General features: G+C 62.8%; 19 protein-coding genes. 15 read left to right on the forward strand and 4 right to left on the reverse strand.

The genetic code is table 11. The features are described 5' to 3' along the window. The first annotated feature begins 150 nt into the window (after window positions 1–150). The 12 genes from waaF (at window position 151) to ACZYR5_RS09235 (ending at window position 13,937) form a co-directional block, all read left to right on the forward strand. Window positions 151–1,185: a lipopolysaccharide heptosyltransferase II gene (gene waaF, locus ACZYR5_RS09180; RefSeq protein WP_489089331.1), complete on the forward strand. Its 1,035-nt coding sequence runs from the start codon at window positions 151–153 to the stop codon at window positions 1,183–1,185. 1 nt (window position 1,186) lies between these two features. Beyond that, window positions 1,187–2,248 carry a lipopolysaccharide heptosyltransferase I gene (gene waaC / locus ACZYR5_RS09185; RefSeq protein ID WP_489089332.1) on the forward strand — a complete coding sequence of 354 codons (1,062 nt, stop codon included), beginning with the start codon at window positions 1,187–1,189 and terminating at the stop codon, window positions 2,246–2,248. Continuing rightward, window positions 2,248–3,369: a glycosyltransferase family 4 protein gene (locus ACZYR5_RS09190; RefSeq protein ID WP_489089333.1), complete on the forward strand. Its 1,122-nt coding sequence runs from the start codon at window positions 2,248–2,250 to the stop codon at window positions 3,367–3,369. The genes waaC and ACZYR5_RS09190 overlap by 1 nt, the downstream gene beginning before the upstream one ends. After that, window positions 3,369–4,175 carry a lipopolysaccharide core heptose(I) kinase RfaP gene (rfaP, locus tag ACZYR5_RS09195; RefSeq protein ID WP_489089334.1) on the forward strand — a complete coding sequence of 269 codons (807 nt, stop codon included), beginning with the start codon at window positions 3,369–3,371 and terminating at the stop codon, window positions 4,173–4,175. Before ACZYR5_RS09190 ends, rfaP begins: the two co-directional genes overlap by 1 nt. Next, complete coding sequence (locus tag ACZYR5_RS09200; protein WP_489089335.1) at window positions 4,175–4,927, forward strand: lipopolysaccharide kinase InaA family protein; 753 nt, start codon at window positions 4,175–4,177, stop codon at window positions 4,925–4,927. The genes rfaP and ACZYR5_RS09200 overlap by 1 nt, the downstream gene beginning before the upstream one ends. Next, window positions 4,927–6,363, forward strand: a complete 1,437-nt coding sequence (locus ACZYR5_RS09205) for a lipopolysaccharide kinase InaA family protein (protein WP_489089336.1) — start codon at window positions 4,927–4,929, stop codon at window positions 6,361–6,363. Before ACZYR5_RS09200 ends, ACZYR5_RS09205 begins: the two co-directional genes overlap by 1 nt. Before the next feature lie 142 nt (window positions 6,364–6,505). After that, a complete protein-coding gene (locus ACZYR5_RS09210) occupies window positions 6,506–8,263 on the forward strand; it encodes a carbamoyltransferase family protein (RefSeq protein WP_027617485.1) in 1,758 nt (585 codons plus the stop codon). Beyond that, the gene (locus ACZYR5_RS09215; RefSeq protein WP_489089337.1) at window positions 8,247–9,377 is read left to right on the forward strand and encodes a glycosyltransferase; all 1,131 of its coding nucleotides are present in this window, start codon (window positions 8,247–8,249) and stop codon (window positions 9,375–9,377) included. Before ACZYR5_RS09210 ends, ACZYR5_RS09215 begins: the two co-directional genes overlap by 17 nt. Next, window positions 9,377–10,273 (forward strand): antimicrobial resistance protein Mig-14, encoded by an 897-nt coding sequence (locus tag ACZYR5_RS09220; protein WP_489089338.1) that lies wholly within the window; start codon window positions 9,377–9,379, stop codon window positions 10,271–10,273. Before ACZYR5_RS09215 ends, ACZYR5_RS09220 begins: the two co-directional genes overlap by 1 nt. A gap of 8 nt (window positions 10,274–10,281) precedes the next feature. Continuing rightward, window positions 10,282–11,685, forward strand: coding sequence for a PIG-L deacetylase family protein (locus tag ACZYR5_RS09225; protein WP_489089339.1), 1,404 nt, complete (start codon window positions 10,282–10,284; stop codon window positions 11,683–11,685). 85 nt (window positions 11,686–11,770) lie between these two features. After that, window positions 11,771–12,727, forward strand: coding sequence for a glycosyltransferase family protein (locus ACZYR5_RS09230; RefSeq protein WP_489089340.1), 957 nt, complete (start codon window positions 11,771–11,773; stop codon window positions 12,725–12,727). Window positions 12,728–12,836: 109 nt separating this feature from the next. Next, window positions 12,837–13,937: a glycosyltransferase gene (locus ACZYR5_RS09235; protein WP_489089341.1), complete on the forward strand. Its 1,101-nt coding sequence runs from the start codon at window positions 12,837–12,839 to the stop codon at window positions 13,935–13,937. On the opposite strand, the gene ACZYR5_RS09240 is transcribed toward ACZYR5_RS09235, so the two are convergent. Then, window positions 13,923–14,489 (reverse strand): BUD32 family EKC/KEOPS complex subunit, encoded by a 567-nt coding sequence (locus ACZYR5_RS09240; protein ID WP_489089342.1) that lies wholly within the window; start codon window positions 14,487–14,489, stop codon window positions 13,923–13,925. The genes ACZYR5_RS09235 and ACZYR5_RS09240 overlap by 15 nt on opposite strands. Window positions 14,490–14,637: 148 nt before the next feature. Here ACZYR5_RS09240 and ACZYR5_RS09245 point away from each other — a divergent pair, with 148 nt between their 5' ends. From ACZYR5_RS09245 to hldE, 3 genes are all read left to right on the forward strand, one after another. Then, on the forward strand, window positions 14,638–15,810 hold the full coding sequence (locus ACZYR5_RS09245; protein WP_489089343.1) for an O-antigen ligase family protein: 1,173 nt from the start codon (window positions 14,638–14,640) through the stop codon (window positions 15,808–15,810). Between the two features lie 15 nt (window positions 15,811–15,825). Then, the gene (msbA, locus tag ACZYR5_RS09250; RefSeq protein WP_489089344.1) at window positions 15,826–17,634 is read left to right on the forward strand and encodes a lipid A export permease/ATP-binding protein MsbA; all 1,809 of its coding nucleotides are present in this window, start codon (window positions 15,826–15,828) and stop codon (window positions 17,632–17,634) included. Window positions 17,635–17,851: 217 nt separating this feature from the next. Further along, window positions 17,852–19,276 (forward strand): bifunctional D-glycero-beta-D-manno-heptose-7-phosphate kinase/D-glycero-beta-D-manno-heptose 1-phosphate adenylyltransferase HldE, encoded by a 1,425-nt coding sequence (gene hldE, locus ACZYR5_RS09255; RefSeq protein ID WP_489089345.1) that lies wholly within the window; start codon window positions 17,852–17,854, stop codon window positions 19,274–19,276. Between the two features lie 52 nt (window positions 19,277–19,328). Here hldE and ACZYR5_RS09260 read toward each other — a convergent pair whose 3' ends face one another. Genes ACZYR5_RS09260 through ACZYR5_RS09270 form a run of 3 tightly spaced genes read right to left on the reverse strand, consistent with a single transcriptional unit; the run spans window position 19,329 to window position 22,322 of the window. Further along, on the reverse strand, window positions 19,329–20,294 hold the full coding sequence (locus tag ACZYR5_RS09260; RefSeq protein ID WP_489089346.1) for a metal ABC transporter ATPase: 966 nt from the start codon (window positions 20,292–20,294) through the stop codon (window positions 19,329–19,331). Between the two features lie 43 nt (window positions 20,295–20,337). Further along, window positions 20,338–21,150 carry an aldo/keto reductase gene (locus ACZYR5_RS09265; RefSeq protein ID WP_489089347.1) on the reverse strand — a complete coding sequence of 271 codons (813 nt, stop codon included), beginning with the start codon at window positions 21,148–21,150 and terminating at the stop codon, window positions 20,338–20,340. Continuing rightward, on the reverse strand, window positions 21,147–22,322 hold the full coding sequence (locus ACZYR5_RS09270) for an NAD(P)/FAD-dependent oxidoreductase (protein WP_489089348.1): 1,176 nt from the start codon (window positions 22,320–22,322) through the stop codon (window positions 21,147–21,149). Before ACZYR5_RS09270 ends, ACZYR5_RS09265 begins: the two co-directional genes overlap by 4 nt. Between the last annotated feature and the right edge of the window lie 4 nt (window positions 22,323–22,326).

Genomic DNA, 22,326 nt, shown 5'->3' on the forward strand with positions numbered 1-22,326 from the left:
AATGTGGGGGCGGGCAATGTGGGAGTGGGCTTGCCCGCGATTGAAGGTGCCGGCCTCATCGCCAGCAGACTGGCTCCCGCAGGGGATCTCCCACAGTGATTCTCGAGACGGGGAGGCATACAGCCTCCCCGGTTCGTTTTTGGAAGGCACATGAATATTCTGATCGTTGGGCCCAGTTGGGTCGGTGACATGGTGATGGCGCAGACACTGTTCCAGTGTCTGAAACAGCGTCATCCGCAATGCGAAATCGACGTCCTGGCCCCGGAGTGGAGCCGGCCGATTCTCGAGCGCATGCCCGAAGTACGCCAGGCCTTGAGCTTTCCGCTCGGCCACGGCGCGCTGGAATTGGCGACGCGGCGGCGCATCGGCAAATCCCTGGCAGGCAAGTACGACCAGGCGATTTTGCTGCCCAATTCGCTGAAATCGGCGCTGGTGCCGTTTTTTGCCGGCATTCCCAAGCGCACGGGCTGGCGTGGCGAGTTCCGCTACGGCCTGCTCAATGACGTGCGCACCCTCGACAAGGCGCGCTACCCGCTGATGATCGAGCGTTTCATGGCACTGGCCTACGAGCCGGGGGCCGAATTGCCCACGCCGTACCCGCGTCCAAGCCTGCAGATTGATCCGGTGACCCGCGAGGCCGCCCTGGCCAAGTTCGGCCTGAGTCTCGATCGCCCGGTGCTGGCGCTGTGCCCGGGGGCCGAGTTCGGTGAAGCCAAGCGCTGGCCCTCCGAGCACTATGCCAAGGTCGCCGAGGCGAAGATTCGCGACGGTTGGCAGGTCTGGCTGTTCGGCTCGAAAAACGATCACGCGGTGGGCGAAGATATTCGTTCGCGGCTGATTCCCGGCCTGCGCGAAGAAGCGGCCAACCTCAGCGGCGACACCTCGCTGGCCGAAGCCATCGACCTGCTGTCCTGCGCTGACGCCGTGGTGTCCAACGACTCCGGCCTGATGCACGTGGCGGCGGCGCTGAATCGCCCGTTGGTGGCGGTCTACGGTTCGACCTCGCCGGGCTTCACCCCGCCGTTGGCCGAGCACGTCGAAATCGTGCGCCTGGGCATCGAATGCAGCCCGTGCTTCGATCGCACTTGCCGCTTTGGTCATTACAACTGCCTGCGCCAATTGCTGCCGCAGCCGGTCAATGATGCTTTGCAGCGATTGCAGGGCTCTGTGGTCGAGGTTCAATAAGTTGCGGGTACTGCTGATCAAGACCTCTTCGCTGGGCGACGTGATTCATGCGTTGCCGGCGCTGACTGACGCGGCGCGGGCGATCCCGGGCATCCAGTTCGACTGGGTGGTGGAAGAAGGCTTTGCGGAAATCCCGACCTGGCATCCGGCGGTGGGCAAAGTTATTCCGGTGGCGATCCGCCGCTGGCGCAAGAATATCTGGCAGACCATCAAGAGCGGCGAGTTCAAGCGCTTCAAGCAAAGCGTACGCGCCAGCCGCTACGACCTGGTGATCGACGCCCAGGGCCTGCTCAAGAGTGCCTGGCTGACGCGCTACGTGCGTGCGCCGGTGGCCGGGCTGGACAAAAACTCGGCACGTGAGCCGCTGGCCGCGCACTTTTACACGCGGCGCCTGGCTGTGGCCCGCGGCCAACATGCTGTGGAACGCTTGCGCCAGCTGTTTGCCGTGGCGTTGGGTTATGACCTGCCGCAGGGGCTGGGCGATTACGGACTGAACGTCGAGCGTCTGGTCGAACTGCCGCGCAAAAATCCCTACGTGTTGTTCCTGCATGGCACCACCTGGGACACCAAGCACTGGCCCGAAGCCTATTGGCGTGAACTGGCCGAGCGCATGGGGCGTCTTGGCATGGCCGTCAAATTGCCGTGGGGCAACCCGGCGGAGAAGGCCCGCGCCGAGCGGATCGCCCAAGGCCTGCGCAACGCCGAAGTGCTGCCGAAGCTGAACCTGGCCGGCGTGGCCAAGGTCCTGGCCAGCGCCCAGGCCTGTGTCGCGGTGGATACCGGTCTCGGTCACCTGGCGGCGGCGCTGGACGTGCCGACGATTTCCTTGTTCGGCCCGACCAATCCCGGCCTGACCGGTGCCTATGGCCGCGGCCAGGTGCACCTGGGGAGCGACTTCCCCTGTGCGCCGTGCCTGCAGAAGAAATGTACTTACCAACCGACGGCTGAAGATCAGCGTCGGTTCGATCTCAAGCGCGAGTGGCCGTTGTGCTTCACTCGCCTGAACCCCGAGCGTGTCGCGAGCCGACTGAGCACGTTGTTAATGGCTGAGGAGCTGCGTTGATGCAATTGGCTTTTGTGCTGTACAAATATTTCCCGTTTGGCGGCCTGCAGCGCGATTTCATGCGCATTGCCCTCGAATGTCAGCAGCGTGGGCACCAGATCCGCGTTTATACGCTGATTTGGGAAGGCGACATCCCGCCCGGTTTCGAAGTACTGGTGGCGCCGGTCAAGGCGATCTTCAACCATCGGCGCAACGAAAAACTCAGCGCCTGGATGGCCGCCGACCTGGCCAAGCGCCCGGTGGATCGACTGATCGGCTTCAACAAAATGCCCGGCCTGGATGTGTATTACGCCGCCGACGGTTGTTTCGAAGACAAGGCGCAGAATTTGCGCAACTCGCTGTACCGGCGCTGGGGCCGCTACCGGCACTTCGCCGAGTACGAGCGTGCAGTGTTCGCCAAGGACGCGAAAACCGAAGTGCTGATGATCTCCGAAGTTCAGCAGCCGCTGTTCATCAAGCATTACGACACGCCCCTGGAACGCTTCCACCTGTTGCCGCCGGGCATTGCCCAGGATCGCCGGGCGCCGCCGAATGCAGCCGAGATTCGCGCGGATTTCCGCCGTGAATTTGCCCTGGCTGACGATGAGTTGCTGCTGGTGCAGATCGGCTCCGGGTTCAAGACCAAGGGCGTCGATCGCAGCCTCAAGGCCCTGGCCGCGCTGCCCGCCGAGTTGCGCAAGCGCACCCGGCTATTTGTAATTGGCCAGGACGACCCCAAAGTATTCCAATTGCAGAGTGCCGCATTGGGCCTGGGCGACAACGTGCAGTTCCTCAAGGGCCGCAGTGATATCCCGCGTTTCCTGCTGGGCGCCGACCTGTTGATCCACCCGGCGTACAACGAAAACACCGGTACCGTGCTGCTTGAAGCGCTGGTGGCCGGGCTGCCGGTGCTGGTGAGTGCGGTGTGCGGCTACGCGCACTACATCGCCGAGGCCGACAGCGGCCTGGTGCTGGACGAACCGTTCGACCAGGCGCAACTCACGCAATACCTGACGACCATGTTGAGCGATGACGCCGCACGTGCGGCCTGGAGCCGTAATGGCCTGGCCTTCGCCGACACGGCCGACCTTTACAGCATGCCGCAGCACGCGGCGGATGTAATTCTGGCGGAGCACCACTGATGAAGCTGATTCTGGCCGAACCCTTCAAGAGCCTGTGGGCCGGACGCGATGCGTTCCACGAAGTCGAAGGCCTGCAGGGCGAGGTTTACCGCGAGCTGGAAGCGCGCCGCACCTTGCGCACCGAAGTGGCCGGCAACGGCTTCTTCGTGAAAATTCACCGAGGTATTGGCTGGGGCGAAATCTTCAAGAACCTGCTCACAGCGAAACTCCCTGTACTTGGCGCAGGTCAGGAATGGCGGGCGATCCAGCGCTTGCAGCAAGCCGGTGTGCCGACCATGACGGCGGTGGCCTATGGCGAGAAAGGGCGCAATCCGGCGGACCAGCATTCGTTCATCGTCACCGAGGAACTGGCGCCCACCGTCAGCCTCGAAGATTTCAGCATCAACTGGCGCACGCAGCCGCCGGAGCCACGGCTCAAGCGCGCGCTGATCGATGAGGTGGCGCGCATGACCGGCATGATGCACCGCGCCGGAGTCAACCACCGTGACTGCTACATCTGCCACTTCCTGCTGCACACCGACAAACCGGTGACGGCGGACGATTTCAAGTTGTCGGTCATCGACCTGCACCGCGCCCAGACCCGCCCGGCGATCACCCAGCGCTGGCGCAACAAGGATCTGGCTGCGCTGTACTTTTCGGCCCTGGACATCGGTCTGACCCGGCGCGACAAACTGCGCTTTCTCAAGGGCTACTTCATGCAGCCGCTGCGCCAGATCCTGCGCGAGGAAGCGTCGTTGCTGGCCTGGCTGGAAGGTAAGGCGAACAAACTGTACGAGCGCAAACAGCGCTATGGGGATGCGCTCTGATGACTGATTTTCTCGCCGCGCAGGACCGCGAACTGTTCGAGCGCCATGGCCTCAACAACTTCGACGCCCTGTGGGAGCGCCAGCTTGAGGCTGTCGACGAGCCCAACACCGCCGGTGGCGGCTGGAGCAGCGTCTACCGTCTCGACCTCGACGGCCAGGGCTACTACCTCAAGCGCCAGAGCAACTACCTGACCCGGACGCTGCATCGGCCATTCGGTGAGCCGAGCTTCGCCCGTGAGTTCCGTAATATCAGCCGTTACCGGCAGTTGGGTATCCCGGCGCTGGAAGCGGTGTTTTTTGGTGAGCGCAAAGTGGCCGGCGAAGTCCGGGCGATCCTGCTGACGCGGGCTCTGGATGGCTGGAGCGACCTCGATGCGCTGCTGCAACAATGGCCGCAGCTCAGCGCAGCGCAGCAAACGGCAATCCTCCAGGCTTGTGGTTCGCTTGCCCGCCAATTGCACGGGGTGCGTCAGGTCCACGGCTGCTTTTATCCCAAACACATCTTTCTGCAGGCCGACGGCGAGCGCTATCGGGCGCAACTGATCGACCTGGAAAAAACCCGGCCCTTGCTGTTCGGCCAGCGTGACCGGGTCAAGGACCTCGAGCCGTTGCTGCGCCGTGCGCCCGTGTGGAGCACCGATAACGTGCGCACCTTGCTGGCGGCCTATCTGGATCAGCCGGCCGACAGTTCGCTGGTGGATGCCTGGCTTGGGCGGCTGTCGGCCCGGCGCAGCCACAAGGGAGCGCGTTGATGCGTTTGTCTGAACTGAAAAACGCCGGGCGCACGCCGACTCTGCCGTTGAGCCTGGAATTGGCCGATGCGGCGGGTCCTGCCCAGTTGCAACTGCTCAGCCTGCTGCGGGTGCTTCCCGGCCAGCGGTACGTCGGCGCGGGCGTGTGGCGCGGGCGGCCGGTGCTGGCCAAGTTGTTGGTCGGCAGCAAGGCGGCGCGACACTTTCAGCGTGAGCTGGACGGCGTGCGCCTGCTCGCAACCCAAGGACTGACCACGCCTTTGCTGCTTGCCGACGGCCTGAAAGAGGGCGAGGGCGGCTGGTTGCTGTTCGAGTTGCTGGAGGGCGCTGAAAGCCTGGGCGATGCCTGGAAGCAGGTCGAGACCCTGCCGGTGCTGGCGGATGAGCAGAGCGCAGTGCTGGCCGAAGCGCTGGCCGCCGTCGCGCAGATGCACAGCAAGGGCCTGTGGCAGTCCGACCTGCACCTGGACAACCTGCTGCGTCATGGCGGCAAACTGTATTTGATCGACGGCGCCGGGATTCATGCCGAAACTGCCGGTCAGCCGCTGTCGCGCGATAAGGTCCTGGAAAACCTCGGGGTATTTTTTGCCCAGTTGCCCAAGTCGCTGGAACCGTTCACCGAAGAGCTGCTGGTGTATTACCTGCTGAGCAACGCTGAGCATGCGCTGCCGCTGGAAGCCTTGCAAAAGCAGGTGGACAAGGTGCGCAGCTGGCGCCTGAAAGACTTCCTGATCAAGGTCGGTCGCGAGTGCTCGCTGTTCAGCGTGCAGCGCACCGCCTTTGTCCTGCGGGCGATTCGCCGTGAAGAGCAGGCGGCCATGCTGCCGGTGCTGGAACAGGCCGATGCGCTGCTGGACCAGGGCCATCTGTACAAGACCGGTGGCGCGGCCAGCGTCGGCAAGGTCGAGGTGGCGGGGCGCACCCTGGTGGTCAAGCGCTACAACATCAAGGGCTTCGCCCATTGGCTCAAGCGCTTCTGGCGCCCGAGCCGTGCCTGGCATTCGTGGCGCGAAGGCAATCGCCTGGCCTTCCTCGGCATCGCCACGCCCAAGCCGCTGGCATTGCTGGAAAAGCGTTTTTTCTGGCTGCGCAGCCGCGCCTATCTGATTACCGAATACCTGCCGGGGCCGGACATCATCGAGCGCTTCGCACCTTACGTTGAGCGGGGCGATGCGCCGCAAGCCGAGCTGCAGGCGCTGGACCGGCTGTTCGCCGAGCTGATCGCCGAGCGCATCAGTCATGGCGACTTCAAGGGCCACAACCTGTTCTGGGATCAGGATCGCTGGTCGCTGATCGACCTCGATTCGATGTGCCAGCACCGTACCCAAGGCAGCTTTGCACCCGCCTATGCACGGGACCGGGCGCGATTCATGCGCAACTGGGCCGAGGATTCGGCGCTGTATCGGGTAATCGACCAACGCTTGCCGCGGTTGTAGGGCTGCGCCAAACAACCGCTGGGTCATTCTCGTCATCTTTACGCTATAATCTCGCCCTTTAGCTGTTTCTCGCCCTGGTGCGGAGACACACAATTTCCAGGCGCCCCGGCGCCTGCATGCAGACTAAAGAGGCTAGACCCCTGTGGCATTGACGATTCTTGGCCTGTCCGGCGCCCTTAGCCATGATCCTTCCGCAGCGCTGTACATCGACGGCAAGCTGGTCGCGGCTGCTGAAGAAGAGCGCTTCGTACGCGATAAACATGCAAAGAACCGCATGCCCTACGAGTCGGCGAAGTTCTGCCTGGAACAGGCCGGTATCAAGCCGTCCGACGTTGACGTGGTCGCGATCCCGTTCGCTCCGATCAGCATCTTCGGCAAAGCCCGCTGGCAGTACGCCAAGCGTTACTGGTATGCCCCGGACCGCGCCCTCGATGCGATCCTGATGGGCAACCGTCGCTACAAGCGCTACCGCAACAAGATCGTCTGGTGCCTGGAGCAACTGGGTTTTGATCCGAAGAAGATCAAGATCGAGCCGGTCGAGCACCATCTGGCCCACGCTTCCAGCGCCTACCACTGCTCCGGTTTCAAAGAGAAAACCGCGATCCTCGGTATCGACGGCAAGGGCGAGTACGCCACGACCTTCTTCGGCTACGGCGAAAACGGCAAGATCCACAAGATCAAGGAATTCTTCGATCCGGACTCCCTCGGCGGCTTGTACGGCGCGATCACCGAGTTCCTCGGTTTCGACATGCTCGACGGTGAGTTCAAGGTCATGGGCATGGCGCCATATGGCGATGCCAGCAAATACGATTTCTCGCGCCTGGCTTCCTTCGAGAATGGCGAACTGGTGATCAACACCGATTACGCCAACGTCATCGGCCTGCGCCGCTACAAAGAGAAGGGCAAGGGTTACTACTTCTCGCCGAAGCTGATCGAGTGGCTGGGTCCAAAGCGTGAAGGCGATATCGCCGACGAGCCTTACATCCATTACGCCGCCAGCATTCAAGCGCTGTTCGAAAAGATTGCGCTGCAGATGATCGACCACTACCTGGGCGACGTGCTCAAGGAAACCGGCAAGCTGGCGTATGCCGGTGGCTGTGCGTTGAACGTCAAGCTGAATCAGAAAATCATCGCCCGCGATGACGTCAAGGAACTGTTCGTCCAGCCGGCCTCCGGCGACGCCGGTACTGCTGTTGGCGCCGCTGCCTATGTGTCCAACGCCCGTGGCGTGCCGGTCGAGAAGATGGAACACGTCTACCTCGGCCCGTCGTACAGCAACGAAGACGTGATCGCCGCCTGCGCCCGTCACGAGAACAAGCCGACGTGGCGCAAGCTCGACAACATGCCGGAGCAGATTGCCAAAATCATGGTCGATGGCAACCCGGTGGCCTGGTTCCAGGGCCGCATGGAGTTCGGTCCGCGTGCACTGGGCGGTCGTTCGATCATCGGTTGCCCGAGCGTGGCCGGCGTGGCTGACCGGATCAACCACCAGATCAAGTTCCGCGAGCGCTGGAGGCCTTTCTGCCCGTCGATGCTCGACACCGTTGCGCCACAGATGATCAAGATCGATCACCCGGCGCCGTTCATGACCTTCACCTTCGAAGTGGCGGAAGAGTGGAAGACCCGTGTGCCGGAAGTGGTCCACGAAGACGGTACGTCGCGGGCCCAGGTGCTCAAGCGCGAATACAACCCGCGCTACTACGACATGATGAAAGCCCTGGAAGTGCTCACCGGTAACGGCGTGTCGCTGAACACCTCGCTGAACCGCCGTGGCGAACCGATGATCTGCTCGCCGACGGACGCGCTGAACATGTTCTTCGGTTCCGATCTACAGTACTTGATCATGGAAGACATTCTGGTGGTCAAAGACGGCGCAGACGCTTATGACTCGCTCGGCTGAGCGTCATGTGCTGCAGTTCTGCCACGGCTATGACGGGCCGTTCCTGGACTGCGCCCGACAGTACGCCAGCCTGTTCGCAGGCTCCGGCTATCGCGTGACCACGGTGTTTCTCACCGGGGTCGCCGATGCCGACGTCGCCGCCGGTTGTGCGTCTGACGAAGTACTGTTCATGGAATACAGCTCCAAGGCCATTCGTGGCCTGAAGCTGGGGGCGATTGCCGATCTGCGCAAGATCGCCCAATCGCGCCAGTTCAGTTTCTGCATCGCCCACCGCTTCAAGCCGATCTACATCGCCTTGCTTGGTACGAAGTTGCCGGTGATTGGCGTGCACCACGCCTTTGGCGACTACCAGCGGCGCTCGCGCAAACTGTTTGCGCAGATTTTCCGCAAGCGCCTGAGCCTGCTCGGGGTCTCCGATGCGGTGCGTGACGACATGCGCCGCTGCCTGCCGAAGTGGCCGGCGGCGCGCATTCAAACCCTCTACAACCGCATCGACGTCGAGGCGCTGCAAGCCACTCAAGTGTCCTTTGCCGAGGCGCGGGACGCCTTGGGTCTGTCGCCGGATGCCTGGGTGGTGGGTAACGTGGGTCGCCTGCACCCGGACAAGGACCAGGCAACCCTGCTTCGGGGTTTCGCCCAGGCCTTGCCGCGCTTGCCGGCCGACAGTCAGTTGGCGATCCTCGGCACCGGTCGCCTGGAACAGGATCTCAAGGAGCTGGCCCGGGAGCTGGGTATTGGTGACCGTGTGCTGTTCCTCGGCCAGGTCCCCGAGGCCCGTCGCTATTTCCGCGCCTTCGATGTATTTGCCCTGAGTTCCGATCATGAACCTTTCGGCATGGTGCTACTCGAAGCCATGGCGGCGGGCGTGCCCTTGCTGGCTACGGCCTGTGGCGGCGCGAAGGAAGTGGTCGAAGGCGTGGGCATTCTCTTTCCGCTGGGTGATGCCGAGCATCTGGCCCAGGGCCTGCAGCACCTGGCGGCCATGGATCAGCATCAGCGCCAGGTGTGCGCCGAGCTGATGCTTGAACGCTTGCACAAGCACTTTTCCGATCGCGCGGTACGCGATGCATTCTGGCGTTTGCCGGCGGTCATTGATCTGACGACGAGGGCTTGATGCTCAACCGATTCCAAGGCTGGCGCGAACGCGGCTGGTCCGTTGTCGACGCGTCGACCTATGCCGATGCCTGGCAGCGATGGGGCGGCAGCGTGGCGACTCATCCGCTGGTGGTCGAACGCCTGGCCCATCTGGCCGGCATCCCGGTACGCTACCTGGCCTGGGAACAGGCCGGCGAGCTGCAAGCGGCGATTCCCACATGGGGCCGCGACCTGGCCTTGTCCAAGGACGTGCTCAAGCGTCACGGCAAGAAAGGCCTGTTCGATCTCGGCAACGCCGAACTGATCCTGCCCGCGGCCGCCGATGCCCAGGCCCCGTTGCGCCACCGCGCACGTTACCTCTCGGCCCTCAACGAAGGGCGCTTTGCCGGCCTCAAGCTGCAAGCCGAGCAATTGGCTATGGCGCGCACCCCGGAAGAGTTGTCGAAGAAGTTTCGCTACAACCAGCGCCGTGAACTGCGGTTGCTGGAAGAGGCGGGTGGCGTCGTACGTCCGGTCAGCGACTTCAGCAGCCAGGAACTGGCGGCGATCTACTGCGATCTGTTTCAGCGTCGCTGGGGATTTGCGGCCACTGGCGCGGCGCGCATGAGCGAAGTGCTGGAGCTGCTGGGCGAACTGTTGATCGGCTCGGTGATCTTCCTCAACGATGCGCCGATTGCGATCCAGTTGGTGTACCGGGTCGAGGCGCCGCAATGGGTCAGCGTTGAATACATCAACGGCGGCGTCGATCCTGAAACCCGCGAGTTCAGTCCGGGCAGCGTGCTGAGTTTCCTCAATACGCAAAGTGCCTGGGAGCAGGCGCGGGCGCTCGACAAGCCGCTGCGCTTCTCGTTTGGCCGCGCCGATCGTGAGTACAAGGACCGTTGGTGCAATCCCGTGCCGGTCTTCACCGTATGAGTGCGCCCATGAGTCGCAAGCAGCAATTGCTCAAGCGGCATCGCCGCAATAAACGGATCGGCCTGCTGATCGCCCTCGTGCTTTTAGTTGCCGTCGGTGTACTGGTGGCGTGGTGGTTGCCGCTGGTCCTGGCGGTCCTGGCCTGGGTAGCCCACGAAGCCTGGTTCGCCGACCACCTGTTTTACTCCCCGCGCGACGATTACCAGTACAGCTTCCCGCCTTACACGCCGCAACCGAAGATTCGCTTGGACGGTGAGCGCCTGCTGCTCGCCGACGGTGTGATCCTCGCCGACGACACCACGCTGATCCTCGCGTTGCGGGTGAAAAGCAGCTGGTTGGGGCGCTTTCTCGACCCGGCGGTAGAGTTGTTGGGCGGTGACAATCCGGATCGACAAGTCTTCGAGCGTGGCGTCAATGGTTTGCGCTATCTGAATCTCAGCGGCCAGGCGCAGGCGCTGTCGGCGGGCCAGTTGCGCGTGCGCGGACGCCATTGCCAGGTACATGGCGAGCCGCTGCTGTGGTCGGTCGAGCAGCCGGACTACCGACGCCAGCGGGTGATGGTGATCGCGCCGCACGCCGACGATGCCGAGTTGGCCGCGTACGGGCTGTACAGCCAGGCCGACGAGACCTGGATTGTTACCCTGACCGCCGGTGAAATCGAAGCCGAGCACTATCAGCAGATGGGCTTGAGCACAGTCGAGGCCTCGCGACTCAAGGGGCGTTTGCGCGCCTGGGACAGTATTGCCGTGCCGCGCTGGGCGGGCGTGCCGGCGGCACACTGCGTGCAGTTGGGCTACTTCTGCCTGCAATTGCCCGCCATGCAAGCCGCACCGAATCAGCCCATGCCTTCGCGCGAAGCCGGGCTGGATGACATTCGCGGGTTCCGTCAGCTCAATCCGTTCGCCTTGCCGGGCGATCAGGATGGCCAGCCGACCTGGAGCAACCTGCTGGCCGACCTGCGTGAGGTGCTGCTCAAGGCGCGCCCGCAGGTGATCGTCCTGCCGCACCCTTCGCTTGATCCGCACCCCGATCACATCTGCGCCCAGCAAGCGGTGCTGGAGGCGCTGAACGGCCTCGAATGGCAGCCTACGACGTTGCTCGGCTACGCTAATCACTTGCACGACAACGATCGCTGGCCCATGGGCGACTCCGGGGCCGGCATTGCCTTGCCGCCAGTCTTTGATCCGGCGCAAGTGCTGCAGCCGTTCTGTCTGGCATTGTCGCCGCAGCAGCAGATCGACAAGGCCATGGCCTTGGGCATGATGCATGACCTGCAGCCCCCTGCGCCGTTCAAGCGCCGCCTGCGTCGGTGCTTGCAACGCTGGCTGGCGGGGCGGCGCGGTTCGCTGTATGGGGAGAACGAATTCTTCCGCAAGGCCGTACGCCGGCATGAGCTGTTCTGGCGTTTGTAAGTATGTATTTCGTGAAATATCTCGACCGATACTCTGGGTTAATCTCTGCACTTTTTTGGGGCTGCCGGGCCTCGCAAGGAACACGATGAAGGTTTTATTTCTGGTGCAGAAAGAACAGCGGGCGATCCTCGACCGCCTGTATGAAGGCGTGGCCGCGCATTGCGAGTGCGACCTGCGCTGGCTCAGCAGTGATGAGCAGCGCAACCTGCGTGGCTATTTCCGTCGCGAAGTCGACGTCTCGCGCTACGACCGGATCATCTTTTTCCTGCGCTTCAAGCAGGAAATTCGCCAGGCAAGTTTCATCCGCACCATCCCCAACCTGGTGATCCTCGAGCACGACGCCTACCAGAACTACATCCCGTGCAAGTACACCGGCAAGTTCAGCGCGCACTATCGCCGGCTGCCATGGGCGCGGGTGATCAGCTCGGGCTTCGTGGTCGCCGAGCGCCTGCGCGAAGAAGGCTTCGACGCGGTGTTCGTGCCCAAGGGCTACGACCAGGCGCTGTTGCACGATCAGGGACGCGAACGTGATATCGAACTGGCCTTCGTCGGCAGCACCAACAGCGTCGCCTACAGTGGGCGCAAGGCGTTGCTCGATGAACTAGCGAGTGTCGAGCCACTGGTGGTGACCCGCACCAAGTCCGGTGACGAGTACCGCGACACCCTCAACCGCATCCGTTTTTTCGTCAGTGCCGACGTCGGCATGGGCGAATTCATGATCAAGAACTTCGAAGCCATGGCCTGCGGCTGTGTGTTGCTGGCCTTCGACCAGGGCGAGGCAGAGAGTCGCGCGCTGGGGCTGCAGGACATGCACAACATCGTGTTCTATCGCGACATTGCGCACCTGCAGGAAAAACTCGCGCAGTTGCGTGCCGATCCCGAGTTGGCGACCAGTATCGCGCGCAATGGTCGCGATCTGGTGGTGAACCAGTTCAGTTTTGCCCGTGTCGGCCAGCGTATCGTCGAAGTGCTCGCGCCGCCGTTGCGTCCGCGTGCAGACCTGAGCCTGGTCGAGCGACTGCGCTTGAAACTCGGCGTTTGAATCGGCGTTCACGGCATTTGAACGTATTGGCAACTATAACTGGCAAGGACCCGTCACTGTTGAGGCTCAGCAGTGTCAAAAGCCGATGTGGAAAAGGGCGTCTTGCTCAATGAGTATCCTCAATGTCATGTGGTCCGGTGGCTCTGCCTTTGCCTCCATCCACAAGGTTCACCGGCAGTTGCTTGACCAGGTGGCCCCGTCCACCGCCATCAATACCTGGCTATTGTGCGGCGATGCGCAAGGCTGTGCCGCGGCGTTCGGCGAGACCCGCGAGTGGCGCCTGTCCTCCAGCCAGCTCAAGGCCAAGCACCTGTGGAAACTGCTGGTGCCGCGCATGCAGGCGCGTTTCTACCAGGCGCTCAAGGACAGTGACGTGCAGGTGGTGTTGCTCGATGGCCTGGGCGCCGCGAGGGCGCTATTGCCCGTTCTCGGAAAACTGCCGAACCTGCGTGCCGTGGTGATGTTCCACGGTGAAACCCGCATCCGCCCGGCAGATGTCGCTTTGCTCGGAGCGTTTGATCCTTCCCGGCTGACCCTGGCCGCCGTTTCGCAAACCCTGGCCGATTCATTGGCCCGTGATCTGCAGATCCCGGTCGTCGCCGTTCGTGGCGCCCTCGATCCCGTCGATTTCCGTTCGAAGCTGTTGTCGCGCCAGCAGGCGCGCAGCCGTTTGCAGTTGCCCGAGGACGCGCCGGTTGTCGGTGCGGTGGGGCGCCTGGTCGATAACAAAGGCTTTGCCTGCCTGATCGAAGCGTTTGCCCGCGCCCGCCAGCAGCAACCGCAATTGCGCCTGGTGATCGTCGGCGAGGGGCGAGCGCGAGAAGCGCTGCAGTCGCGCATTGATCAACTGGGTCTGGGCGAAGCGGTGACGCTCCCCGGGCACCTGGATGACGTCGCCACGCTCTATCGGGCATTCGATTGGGTGGCGATCCCGTCGCTGGAGGAAGGTCTCGGCCTGATCCTGCAGGAAGCTGTATTGGCAGGGGTTCCAGTAGTGAGCAGTGAGCTTGCGGTGTTTCGCGAGCAGCTGGCTGACGCAGGTCGCTACGTCGCCCTGCAGGATGTCAGCGCCTGGAGCACGGCGCTTGTCGAGGCGTTCAACGTCGTTCCCGAGCAGGTCGCGAATGCCCAGAGTGCGGTACTTTCCCCGGAGAGCGCCTGGCTGGAGTTCAGCCAGGCGTCGCGCACGCTGCTGTCAGGCCGGCAGTAAGGATTGCGCCAACGTCTGCATTGGAAAGCTGTCGTTCAGCTTCTCGCGCTCAATATATCGCGCGAAGTGTTGCAGGTTGCGCTTGACTAGATGAGGCGGCAGCGGCCCGCGCGTGAAGCGCATGTCGGCAACGTCAATCAGGCCGTAGCGGTTGTCGGGCGTGACCACGATGTTGCCCAGGTGCAGCGAACGGAAATAGACCCCGGCGCTGTGCAGTTCGCGAATGAACTGACTCAAACCGGGCAGCGCCTGTTGCCAGTCGAAGCCATCCTTGTTGGCGATCTGGCGCAGGGTTTCACCGGGCAGGGGGCGGTACAGCACGGCTGTCATCCCGGGGGTTTCCAGGCGATGGAACTTGAGTGCTTGAAGGGTCGGGATACCGCGCTTTTCCAGTTGCACTGCGTTATCGATGAAGCGTTTCGAATACGGCCGCAAGAGTGCCGACGACAACAGGCGCTTGCGGCGAAACAGCTTGAGGATGTTGCCGTCCGGTAGCATGTACACTTTCGGGCCGAAGCTGTCGGCTTCTAGTACTCTGGCGCCTTCAACCATTTGATTTAACGTGGCATTGGGTAGCCGGAAGCATTGCATGTAGGAAGCCTTGTCGAAAAAAGGGGCGTATGTGCAAACAATGATGCCGAAAAGTTGGTGGTTTAACCATGCCGTGTTGGCAGTTGGATTTTTCAGTGGGAGCGGTTAGATGCAGGAAACGCGCTGGGCGCAGGTTTGGATGGCCACGGGCCTCCTATGGTTTTTGCTCGCCATTGCATTTGCACCGACCAACAAGATCTACCAGCAAGGGCTGGTCGCGTTTCTCTGGTTGCCGACACTGTTCCTCGCCTGGTCGGCGCGCGCCCGCCTGAGGGAGCTTTGGCAGGGCCAGCGGCTGGTGTGCCTGGCGGTACTCGGGCTGGGCTGCTGGGCCATGATCACCCTGCTCTGGACCCAGGACCCCGATCCTTCACGCGGCGCCAAGCGCTCCCTGTACATCATCGTCTTCCTGTTGTTTTTCCCGATATTCGCCAATGGCCAACCTGAGCGAGTGATTCGCGTCATGCAGTGGGGTGGGCTCGGGTTGGCCTTGACTGCGCTGCTAGCGGCCATCAAGTTCTATGGCGTCGACGGCAACCATTGGATGGCACGCCTGGTTGGCCTCGGGCAACTGGCGCATCCGATCCTGGGTGGCTATGTGCTGGGGCTGGCGGCGGTGTGGATGGTCCACTGGATTCCACAAGGCCGCGCCAAGCAGGCACTCTGGCTCCTGGCAGTGGCGCTTCTCAGCGGTTTTGTCCTGCTCTCGCAAAGTCGTGGCGCTGCACTGGCGCTGTTGCTGAGCTTCCTGGCCATGCCTATCTGGTGTCGCGACCGCCACAGTCGGCTGATTGCCGCAGGTGCTTTGCTGTTGGCGATGCTGGCGTTCTGGGTGCTGGAACCTTTGGTATTGGCGCGGGGTACGTCCTACCGTCCGGAAATATTAATGGCCAGCCTGGACATGATTGCCCAGCGTCCATGGACAGGCCTGGGCATGGGCTCGGGTTATTCGGTATTTGCCGCCGGCCTGCAGTTCGATCATGCGCACAACCTGTTCACCCATATCGCCATCGAACTCGGCTTGCCCGGCCTGCTGCTGTGGTGCGTGCTCTGGTTCGCCGTGCTGCGCGAAGCCTGGCGTGCCCGTGATACCTTGTACGGCCGTGGCATTATCGGGATCTGGATGTTTTCGTTCCTGGCCATGCAGTTCGACGCGGCAAGTATCAGTGGAACCCCGCGTGCCGAATGGTTCATCAGTTGGTTTCCCGTAGGCCTGGCCAGCGTTTTGGTATGGACGCAGGCCAAATACCAAGCCTGTGATAAAATTCCGCGTTCTACCTAAGAAGTGAGCTCGACGATGAGTGCAACACCGCCCAATGCGGAGCAGGATTCAAGCCTGAAAATCTATTTTCGACTGCTGGGGTACGTCAAACCCTACGTAGGCATTTTCCTGTTGAGTATCCTGGGTTTCGTCATATTTGCCTCCACCCAGCCCATGCTGGCGGGGATCCTCAAGTATTTCGTCGACGGTTTGAGCAACCCGGAAGCCGTGCTGTTCCCCCACGTGCCGTTCCTGCGGGATCTGCAACTGCTGGTGGCCGTGCCCCTGCTGATCATCCTGATCGCGGCGTGGCAGGGGCTGGGCTCGTTTCTCAGTAACTACTACCTGGCCAAGGTATCGCTGGGCCTGGTGCACGACTTGCGGGTCGAGTTGTTCAACAAGCTGCTGGTACTGCCCAATCGCTATTTCGATACCCACAACTCCGGGCACCTGATTTCGCGTATCACCTTCAACGTGACCATGGTCACCGGCGCCGCCACCGATGCAATCAAGGTGGTGATTCGCGAAGGCCTGACCGTGGTCTTCCTGTTTGCCTACCTGCTGTGGATGAACTGGAAGCTGACCCTGGTGATGCTGGCGATCCTGCCGCTGATCTCGTTCATGGTCGGCAACACCAGCAAGAAATTCCGCAAGCAGAGCAAGCGCATCCAGGTGGCGATGGGCGATGTAACCCACGTCGCCTCCGAAACCATCCAGGGTTATCGCGTGGTGCGCAGCTTCGGTGGTGAGACCTACGAGCAGCAACGGTTTGCCCGCGCCAGCCAGAGCAATACCGACAAGCAACTGCGCATGACCCGCACCAGTGCCATCTACACGCCGGCACTGCAGTTGGTGATTTACACCGCCATGGCCACCTTGATGTTCCTGGTACTGTTCCTGCGCGGCGATGCCACCGCCGGTGACCTGGTGGCCTACATCACCGCGGCTGGCCTGCTGCCCAAGCCGATTCGTCAGTTGTCGGAAGTCAGCTCGACCATCCAGAAGGGTGTGGCCGGTGCCGAGAGCATTTTCGAGCAGTTGGATGTCGAGCCGGAAGTCGACAATGGCACCGTCGAGCGCGAGCGCATCAGCGGTCGCCTGGATGTGCACAACCTGAGCTTTACCTATCCGGGCACCGATCGCGAGGTGTTGAAAAACATCAGCTTCACCGCGACGCCTGGGCAGATGATTGCGCTGGTGGGGCGTTCCGGTAGCGGCAAGTCGACGCTCGCCAGCCTGATCCCGCGCTTCTACCATCACGAAAGCGGCAAGATCCTGCTCGATGAAATCGAGATCGAGGACTATCGCCTGCGCAACCTGCGCAAGCATGTGTCCCAGGTGACTCAGCACGTAACCCTGTTCAACGACACCGTTGCCAACAACATCGCCTACGGCGACCTGGCCGGCGCGCCGCGCGAGGACATCGAGAAGGCCGCTGAAGATGCCTACGCGATGGACTTCATTTCCCAGTTGCCGCAAGGCCTGGACACCGAGGTCGGGGAAAACGGCGTGTTGCTCTCTGGTGGCCAACGCCAGCGTCTGGCAATCGCCCGCGCCTTGTTGAAAAACGCCCCGCTGCTGATTCTCGACGAAGCGACCTCGGCTCTCGACACCGAGTCCGAGCGTCATATCCAGGCGGCACTGGATAAGGTCATGAAGGGCCGCACCACCCTGGTGATCGCCCACCGCCTGTCGACCATCGAAAAAGCCGACCTGATCCTGGTCATGGACCACGGTGAGATTGTCGAGCGCGGCACCCACGCTCAGTTGCTGGCACAGGGTGGCTACTACTCCCGTCTGCACGCCATGGGCCTGGATGAACCGACCTCGGCGGGCATCGCCTGATCCGCTCGCAGACCGCTTGTTCGCCGGGCACGCAACGCGCCCGGCGGATGATTTACCAGTCTGCGACGCTCGCCTCAAAACGCCTCTCATCAGGCAGTTTTGCTCAAGAATTAACCAAATCAACAGCGTGTATTACCGCGGATGAAGCCGGCGAACGAGCCGGCGTTCACCCTGTGTTAATATCGCGCCCCTGTTCATTTTGTATGTGGGTTGCACCATGAAGTTGTCCATGCCGCGTTTCGATCAGGCCCCTGTCTTGGTGGTCGGCGATGTCATGCTCGACCGTTACTGGCATGGTGGTACCTCACGGATTTCTCCTGAGGCACCCGTGCCGGTGGTCAAGGTCGATCAAATCGAAGACCGCCCGGGCGGTGCCGCCAACGTTGCCCTGAACATTGCCGCGCTCGGTGCGCCTGCCTCGCTGGTTGGCGTGACCGGTGATGACGAGGCCGCCGACAGCCTGGCCAACAGTCTCAAGGGCGCCGGCGTCCGCGCTTTGTTCCAGCGCATTGCGCACCAGCCGACCATCGTCAAGCTGCGGGTCATGAGTCGGCACCAGCAATTGCTGCGTATCGATTTCGAACAACCCTTCGCCACAGACGCCCAGGCCCTCGCTGCTGAAGTCGACAGCCTGCTCGAAGGCATCAAGGTGCTGGTGCTGTCCGATTACGGCAAGGGCGCACTGAAGAACCACCAGGCGCTGATCGAGGCTGCCCGTGCCAAGGGTATTCCGGTACTGGCGGACCCCAAGGGCAAGGATTTCTCGATTTACCGTGGTGCCAGCCTGATCACCCCGAACCTCAGCGAGTTCGAAGCCATCGTCGGCGGTTGTGTCGATGAGCACGACCTGGTGAGCAAGGGCGCGAAGCTGATGCACGACCTCGAACTCGGCGCATTGCTGGTGACCCGTGGCGAACACGGCATGACCCTGTTGCGCCCGGAGCATCCGCCCCTGCACTTGCCGGCACGGGCCCGTGAAGTGTTCGACGTGACCGGTGCCGGTGACACGGTGATTTCCACCCTGGCGGCCGCGATCGCGGCCGGCGAGGAACTGCCGCACGCGGTGGCCCTGGCCAACCTGGCGGCGAGCATTGTGGTCGGCAAGTTGGGTACTGCCTCCATCAGCGCCCCGGAACTGCGTCGTGCGATCCAGCGCGAAGAGGGCTCCGAACGCGGCGTGCTGGGCATCGAACAATTACTGCAAGCGGTCGAGGATGCGCGTGCGCACAACGAGTCGATCGTGTTCACCAACGGCTGCTTCGACATCCTCCACGCCGGTCACGTGACCTACCTGGAGCAGGCGCGCGCCCAGGGCGATCGCTTGATCGTCGCGATCAACGATGACGCCTCGGTCAGTCGCCTGAAAGGGCCGGGCCGGCCGATCAACAGCGTCGATCGGCGCATGGCCGTGCTGGCGGGTCTGGGCGCGGTGGATTGGGTGATCAGTTTCCCGGAAGGGACGCCGGAAAACCTGCTGTCCCAGGTCAAGCCGGACGTGCTGGTCAAGGGTGGCGACTACGGGATCGATCAGGTCGTGGGTGCCGACATCGTCAAGGCCTATGGCGGCACCGTGAAGGTGCTGGGGCTGGTGGAAAACAGCTCGACCACCGCGATCGTCGAGAAGATCCGCAAGACCGAGTAATAACCTTCTCAACCGTACTGCGGGCGCGTGCCGGCAGTGCGGTTGAGTGGGTTCAGCGACTGGCTTTTTTCGCCACGATCTTGCGCAGCATCTGCCGGGCCTTGCCGGTCAACTGGCGCAGTTTCGAATCCTTGGCCGGGGCGACCAGCCCTTGTTGCTTGAGCCAGTCCTTCCAGCGAATCCGCTCTTCCCTGACCAACCAACCGTCCTGCCGGGCAAAGCTTTCTGCCAGGTACAGGCCGCGTGTGCTCGCCGGGATTAGCTGGTCTTTCTTCAGGGTGTAGAGCTCGGGCAGTGGTTGCCCGTCCTTGAGCGGCATCAGGTACAGGTCGGGGCGCTTGCGGTCGAGGCGGGCGACCAGTTGATCACCCTCCAGGCGCTCATCGACGTGAAACAGGCTCAGGGACTTGGCTTCCTTGGGCACGTCCAGGCGCAGATCGTAAATCAGCTGCAATGACGCCGTGGGCAGATGCACGTAGGCCCGTGGACGCTCGATCAGTTGCAGGTTGGCGCAGCGCACCGGGCGCGCGGCGCCGGACTCCGGACTCAGGCGAAACGGCATGGCCTCGCGATAATGCAGCGCCGTGGCGTACGGCGCCGGCAGCCAGGTGTCATTGAACCGCCCGCCGAGCCAGCCCTCCGGGGTTTCCAGCAGGCATTCCTCGGCGATCTCCTGGATGGCGGTGTGCAGCGGCAGGTTCAGTTCGTGGGCCGGAACGTAGCCGGAAATCAGCTTGAGCACCACATCGCCGCGATCCTGGCGGCGTTGGCGCACCAGCACCCAGTAGTCGCGATTCTGCCAGCGCAGGGTCAGCCGCACCGAGACACCGAGGTTGGCCAGTTCCAGGGCAAAACGCTCGGCATCGGCCACGTTCACCGGCCGCCGGCGCTGCAGGGTCTGTGCGAAGTTCAGCGGCATCCCGACGCTCTGATAGCTCAGGCCTTCGGGAGTCGCTTCGACGTAGAGGGGCAGGGTCTTGAAGTTGCTCGGGTTCTTGCGGATCAGCGTTCGCGGCATGTCGGCTCCTTCTTGCGTCGGGGTCGGCCGCCTCGACGGCGGTTCAACGACTGGCTAGGACTTGAGCAACGGTCGCCACATTGTGGGCGAGGTGCAGCGGATTGATGGTGCCGACAATAGCACTGGCGACCCCGGGTTGGGCGAACAACAATTCGAAACTGGCGCGCACCGGATCGACTCCCGGACTCAGGCACACGTGACCGCTGGCCAGGGCCTTTTTCACCAGGATCGCCTTGCCGTGGGCAGCAGCGTAGTCGATCACAGGGCGCTCGGCCTGTTCGTTGAGATTGTAAGTGACCATGGCGCAGTCGCCTTGCTCGAGGGCCTTGAGGCCGCCTTCGACGGTTTTTCCGGAAAAACCGAAACCGCGAATCTTGCCTTCGGCCTTGAGCGCGGCGAGAGTCTGGTAGACCTCGCTGTCATCGAGAATCGCCAGGTCATTGCCATCCGAGTGCACCAGCACCAGGTCGATAAAATCCGTTTCCAGACGTTGCAGGCTGCGCTCGATGGAGAACCGCGTGTGCGCCGCAGTGAAATCGTGACGCGACAGGCCATCGGCGAATTCCTCGCCGACCTTGCTGACAATCACCCAGTCCTGGCGCTGGCCGCGCAGCAGTGGCCCGAGACGTTCCTCGCTGCGACCATAGGCCGGTGCAGTGTCGATCAGGTTGATGCCCAGGTCGCGGGTCAACTTGAGCAGCATGCGCGCTTCATCATCGTCGGGAATCTGGAAGCCATTGGGGTACTTGACCCCCTGGTCGCGGCCGAGCTTGACCGTGCCCAGGCCCAGGGGCGAAACCCGCAGGCCGGTGCTGCCCAGCGGGCGATGCAGATCGTGCAGGGTCGCCTGGCTCATGGCAGCAGTTGCTCCCAGGCCGGTACGGCCAGCGGCGGTTTCGGCAGCTCCGGCAAGGCAGTCGAAGTGCCGGGCTGGATGCCGTCGCGTTGCAGTGCGGCGATCACCCGGTCGGCGAAATCAGGGGCCAGCGCCAGCTTGGTCGGCCAGCCCACCAGCAGGCGGTCCTGCTCGGCGAGGAACGCGTTGTCGGGGCGAATCAGGCCTGATTGCTGGGGTTCTGCGCGGTCCACCCGCAAGGTGGCCCACTGTGCCTGGCTCAGGTCGATCCATGGCAGCAGGTGTGCCAGTTCTTTCTGCGCGGTGGCAATCTGCTCGGCAGGCTCGCGGGCCACACCTTCAGCCTCGGCAATGTCGCCGCCGACGTACCAGACCCATTGCCCGTCGGCCGCCGGATGCGTAGTTACGGTAATCCGTGGTTTCGGCCCGCCGCCCAGGCAGTGGGCGTACAGCGGCTTGAGACTCGGCCCCTTGACCAGGACCATGTGCAGCGGGCGCAATTGCATCGCCGGCTGGCTCAGGCCCAGTGCTGTGAGCAATTCGGCAGTGCCAGCACCGGCGCTGAGGACGATGCGCTGTGCGCGGATTTCCCGCCCATCGACCCGCAGGCCCACCAGTTCACCGTTTTCCTGCAGGGGGTGGATCTGTTGGGCGGCCAGCAGACCGTCGCCGGCCAGTTGGGCCAGGCGCGCGATCAGGCTCGGAATGTCGACCACCAGTTCGGCCAGGCGATAGACCTTGCCCTTGAAGCGTTTGTCTTGCAACGCGGCGGGCAGTCGCTCGCCCTTGACCTGGTCGACGCGTCCGCGCACGGCCTTGCTGGCGAAGAAGCTGGTGAGGTTGCCAGCCAGGGTGCCCGGCGACCACAGGTAGTGGGCGTCGGAGAGCAGGCGTACGCCGGACAGGTCCAATTCGCCATTGCCGTTCAGGGCTTCACCCCAGCGGCGCGGCATGTCGGCGATCGCCTCGGAAGCGCCTGTCAGCGCGCCGTGCAGCGCGTATTTGGCGCCACCGTGGATGATCCCCTGGGATTTCACGCTCTGCCCGCCACCGAGGCTGGCACTTTCCACCAGTACCGTGGAAAAACCCAGGCGGCGCAGGCGTGCATTGAGCCAGAGCCCGGCAACTCCGGCGCCGACAATCAGGACGTCGGTGGAAATATCGGTGGGCATGGGG

The organism is Pseudomonas sp. F007 (assembly GCF_057814275.1).

Coding starts and splice junctions, on each gene's coding strand:
- hldE (WP_489089345.1), top strand. CDS start 17,852: ATGAAGTTGTCCATGCCGCGTTTCGATCAGGCCCCTGTCTTGGTGGTC.
- ACZYR5_RS09200 (WP_489089335.1), top strand. CDS start 4,175: ATGACTGATTTTCTCGCCGCGCAGGACCGCGAACTGTTCGAGCGCCAT.
- msbA (WP_489089344.1), top strand. CDS start 15,826: ATGAGTGCAACACCGCCCAATGCGGAGCAGGATTCAAGCCTGAAAATC.
- ACZYR5_RS09225 (WP_489089339.1), top strand. CDS start 10,282: ATGAGTCGCAAGCAGCAATTGCTCAAGCGGCATCGCCGCAATAAACGG.
- ACZYR5_RS09215 (WP_489089337.1), top strand. CDS start 8,247: ATGACTCGCTCGGCTGAGCGTCATGTGCTGCAGTTCTGCCACGGCTAT.
- ACZYR5_RS09260 (WP_489089346.1), bottom strand. CDS start 20,294: ATGCCGCGAACGCTGATCCGCAAGAACCCGAGCAACTTCAAGACCCTG.
- ACZYR5_RS09270 (WP_489089348.1), bottom strand. CDS start 22,322: ATGCCCACCGATATTTCCACCGACGTCCTGATTGTCGGCGCCGGAGTT.
- ACZYR5_RS09220 (WP_489089338.1), top strand. CDS start 9,377: ATGCTCAACCGATTCCAAGGCTGGCGCGAACGCGGCTGGTCCGTTGTC.
- ACZYR5_RS09240 (WP_489089342.1), bottom strand. CDS start 14,489: ATGGTTGAAGGCGCCAGAGTACTAGAAGCCGACAGCTTCGGCCCGAAA.
- ACZYR5_RS09205 (WP_489089336.1), top strand. CDS start 4,927: ATGCGTTTGTCTGAACTGAAAAACGCCGGGCGCACGCCGACTCTGCCG.
- ACZYR5_RS09265 (WP_489089347.1), bottom strand. CDS start 21,150: ATGAGCCAGGCGACCCTGCACGATCTGCATCGCCCGCTGGGCAGCACC.
- waaF (WP_489089331.1), top strand. CDS start 151: ATGAATATTCTGATCGTTGGGCCCAGTTGGGTCGGTGACATGGTGATG.
- ACZYR5_RS09235 (WP_489089341.1), top strand. CDS start 12,837: ATGAGTATCCTCAATGTCATGTGGTCCGGTGGCTCTGCCTTTGCCTCC.
- rfaP (WP_489089334.1), top strand. CDS start 3,369: ATGAAGCTGATTCTGGCCGAACCCTTCAAGAGCCTGTGGGCCGGACGC.
- ACZYR5_RS09230 (WP_489089340.1), top strand. CDS start 11,771: ATGAAGGTTTTATTTCTGGTGCAGAAAGAACAGCGGGCGATCCTCGAC.
- ACZYR5_RS09245 (WP_489089343.1), top strand. CDS start 14,638: ATGCAGGAAACGCGCTGGGCGCAGGTTTGGATGGCCACGGGCCTCCTA.
- ACZYR5_RS09190 (WP_489089333.1), top strand. CDS start 2,248: ATGCAATTGGCTTTTGTGCTGTACAAATATTTCCCGTTTGGCGGCCTG.